1 protein-coding gene is annotated in these 248 nt (G+C 24.6%); it reads right to left on the bottom strand.

What is annotated here, in order from left to right:
* Nucleotides 1-40 precede the first annotated feature (40 nt).
* On the bottom strand, nucleotides 41-248 hold a 208-nt coding region (locus tag P6709_RS20175; RefSeq protein ID WP_278242669.1), incomplete at its 5' end, for a hypothetical protein.

Here is a 248-nt window from a genome sequence, read left to right as displayed (position 1 = left end):
ACACATTTGTCAACCATATAAAAAAAATTAATAAATTTGTTTAATTTGTCGTGGTTTTTTGTTTAAAATTGTAAATTAAAAAACTTTGGTTTTTTTTTTGTGCTTTTTCTTTTTTTATTCTTATACAACCTGCTCCCTTACCCCAAACTTTTTTAACAAAAACATTTAAAAAAAGGGCAAAAAAAATAAAATAAAATTTTTTATAAATATTTCTCTTACTAATCCCTTTCCCCCCCCTAACACCCCCT

This window comes from Jeotgalibacillus sp. ET6 (assembly GCF_029667115.1).
In the GTDB taxonomy this organism is placed as follows: domain Bacteria; phylum Bacillota; class Bacilli; order Bacillales; family Jeotgalibacillaceae; genus Jeotgalibacillus.
This window is presented reverse-complemented; position numbering and strand designations above follow the sequence as displayed.